The organism is Prevotella amnii DSM 23384 = JCM 14753 (assembly GCF_000378745.1).
GTDB classification, from domain to species: Bacteria; Bacteroidota; Bacteroidia; order Bacteroidales; family Bacteroidaceae; genus Prevotella; species Prevotella amnii.
This window is the reverse complement of sequence record NZ_KB905332.1, coordinates 1-3,012: the sequence shown is the minus strand read 5'-3', so window position 1 is coordinate 3,012 and position 3,012 is coordinate 1. Positions and strand designations below refer to the sequence as shown.

The window sequence follows — 3,012 nt, the reverse complement described above, 5'->3', positions numbered from 1 at the left end:
CTACACTTGATTATCAATCATTTATCAAATTAATACTACACAAAATATCCCGAAAATTTATGAAAAATAATTTTGCCGGTTAAACTTGGGTTAGGTAACTATGAGGCGAGCTTATATACTATGAAATTATATAAAAAATGCTCACATCTATATATTCAGATGTGAGCATTTTAATATTATATTGATATATCTTCAGAGAGATATTAGAGCTGTGGACCAGCAGCTACAAGTGCTTTTCCAGCTTCGTTGCCTGTGTATTTCACAAAATTCTTTTGGAAACGAGCAGCAAGATCTTTAGCTTTCTCTTCCCACTGTGTAGCGTCAGCATATGTATCACGTGGGTCTAAGATCTTAGTATCAACACCTTCAAGTTCTGTTGGAACAACAAAGTTGAAATAAGGAATAGTCTTTGTAGGAGCATTGTTAATAGCACCACTTAAAATACCATCAATAATACCACGTGTATCCTTAATAGATATACGCTTGCCAGTACCATTCCAACCAGTGTTAACCAAGTAAGCCTTAGCACCATTCTTTTCCATCTTCTTAACTAATTCTTCTGCATACTTTGTTGGATGTAACTCCAAGAAAGCCTGACCGAAACATGCTGAGAAAGTAGGAGTTGGCTCAGTAATACCACGCTCTGTACCAGCTAATTTAGCTGTAAAACCAGATAGGAAGTAGTATTTTGTTTGTTCAGCATTAAGAATAGATACTGGTGGTAATACACCGAAAGCATCTGCAGAAAGGAAGATAACCTGTTTAGCAGCTGGACCAGCAGATACAGAATTCTTCTTTAGTACGATGTTCTTAATGTGATTAATAGGATAAGATACACGAGTATTCTCAGTTCTGCTATTATCAGCAAAATTTATCTTACCATTAGCATCAACCATAACGTTTTCAAGAAGAGCGTTACGTTTGATAGCAGCATAGATATCAGGCTCTGACTCCTTGTCTAAGTTGATAACTTTAGCGTAGCAACCGCCCTCAAAGTTAAACACACCATTGTCGTCCCAGCCGTGTTCATCATCACCTATAAGAAGACGTTTAGGATCGGTTGATAGAGTAGTCTTTCCTGTACCTGATAGACCGAAGAAAATAGTAGTGTTCTCACCATTTAAGTCGGTATTAGCAGAACAGTGCATAGAAGCAATACCCTTTAGAGGTAGGTAGTAGTTCATCATAGAGAACATACCTTTCTTCATTTCACCACCATACCATGTGTTAAGGATAACCTGCTCTTTTGTTGTTACGTTGAAAGCAACGCAGGTTTCAGAATTTAATCCTAATTCAGCGTAATTTTTTACTTTAGCTTTTGAAGCATTGTAAACAATGAAGTCTGGTTCCTGTGCCAATTCCTCTTCGTTGATAGGCTTAATGAACATATTTGTTACAAAGTGAGCTTGCCAAGCTACTTCTACGATGAAACGAATCTTCATACGAGTATCCTTATTAGCACCACAGAAACCATCAACAATGAAAAGACGTTTGTTAGAAAGCTCTTTTTTAGCTAAGTCGTTAACTACAGCCCAAGTCTTTTCAGACATCTTCTTGTTGTCGTTCTTGTATTCTTCAGAAGTCCACCATACTGTGTTGTGAGAGTTAGCATCATCTACGATGAACTTATCCTTAGGAGAACGACCTGTATAAACACCTGTCTGCACGTTTACTGCACCAAGCTCTGTTACCTGACCTTTCTCAAAGCCTTCTAAACTTGCTTTTGTTTCTTCTTCAAACAATTTCTCGTAAGAAGGATTGTAAACAACTTCTGTTGTACCTGTGATACCGTACTTTTCTAGTACACTTTTATCAAACTGTGCCATTTTATAAAATGTATTTAGTTGGAAAATAATTATTCTTTTTTTTTAATTTAATCTTATTTACTAAGACACCGCAAAGGTAGCATTTTTAATAAACTTGCCCAAAGATATATTTATAAATTCTATCAAAGTTAAGATATATGTAGGTTAAATAATTAAAAATAAGCATTTAACTAATTATATTTGCTAAATGTATATTGCAAAATAGAAATGAAATGCTTATTTTTGCCAAAATTTTGTATTATGCTTTATAATAAACGTAAAAACTTTAATGCCTAAATAGCTAATGGAAATTATCAACTTTTCGGAACAAAATTCCATAATTAATCAATATCTTGCAGAGATTCGAGATAAAGAGTATCAAAAGAATCGATTATTATTTCGTAACAATGTTTTACGTATAGGAGAGTTTGAAGCTTTTGAAATATCTAAAACGTTACATTATGAAACGAAAGAGGTTGTTACTCCTTTAGGTTTATCTAAAGTTAATGTTCCTTCAGATAAGATAGTTTTAGCAACAATATTTCGTGCGGGTCTTCCTTTCCATAATGGTTTTCTTAATATATTTGATCATGCGGGAAATGCTTTTGTAAGTGCTTATCGTGAATATAAAGATGAGGCTCATCACGAAGTAGGTATTCATGTGGAATATTTAGCAACACCAGAAATTACTGGTAAAACTTTAATTATAGCTGATCCTATGCTTGCTACAGGAGGGTCTATGGAATTAGGTTATAAGGCTATTCTTACTAAAGGTATTCCTAAACATGTGCATGTGGCTTGCGTTTTAGCAACCCCTGAAGGCATTTCTCATATTAAAAAGACATTCCCTGATAAAAATACTACAATATGGTGTGGGGCTATAGATGAAGGGCTTAATGAGCATAAGTATATTGTACCAGGTTTTGGTGATGCCGGAGATCTTTGTTATGGTGAGAAAATTTGATAAAAAATCATTCTTCATCACCTATTTTAAGTAAAAAGGAGATAGTTGATATATATTCTCTTATGGTATGATTTTTATGCTTCTTTAAGAGAAATAGTATGTATATTTCTGCTAAAAGAAAGTTTTGAAAAATAAGTAATACATTTATTTAGTCCACCCTTAAAAGCCTAATATTCATCTGATTCATAGTATATTATGCTATAAATTATTTGCAAATATCTGCAAGTTTTTGTACCTTTACAT

The 3,012-nt window shown here is 33.8% G+C and carries 2 protein-coding genes; one reads left to right on the top strand and one right to left on the bottom strand.

Going from position 1 to position 3,012, the window contains the following annotated elements; all coding sequences use genetic code 11:
• Window positions 1-203 precede the first annotated feature (203 nt).
• Complete coding sequence (gene pckA / locus F596_RS0110615; protein ID WP_008448895.1) at window positions 204-1,826, bottom strand: phosphoenolpyruvate carboxykinase (ATP); 1,623 nt, start codon at window positions 1,824-1,826, stop codon at window positions 204-206.
• Between the two features lie 283 nt (window positions 1,827-2,109).
• Here pckA and upp point away from each other — a divergent pair, with 283 nt between their 5' ends.
• Window positions 2,110-2,769 carry a uracil phosphoribosyltransferase gene (gene upp, locus F596_RS0110610; protein WP_008448893.1) on the top strand — a complete coding sequence of 220 codons (660 nt, stop codon included), beginning with the start codon at window positions 2,110-2,112 and terminating at the stop codon, window positions 2,767-2,769.
• The last annotated feature ends 243 nt before the right edge of the window (window positions 2,770-3,012 follow it).

Excerpts from the sequence above, each read along its gene's own strand:
- upp (WP_008448893.1), top strand. The coding sequence starts at position 2,110 with ATGGAAATTATCAACTTTTCGGAACAAAATTCCATAATTAATCAATAT.
- pckA (WP_008448895.1), bottom strand. The coding sequence starts at position 1,826 with ATGGCACAGTTTGATAAAAGTGTACTAGAAAAGTACGGTATCACAGGT.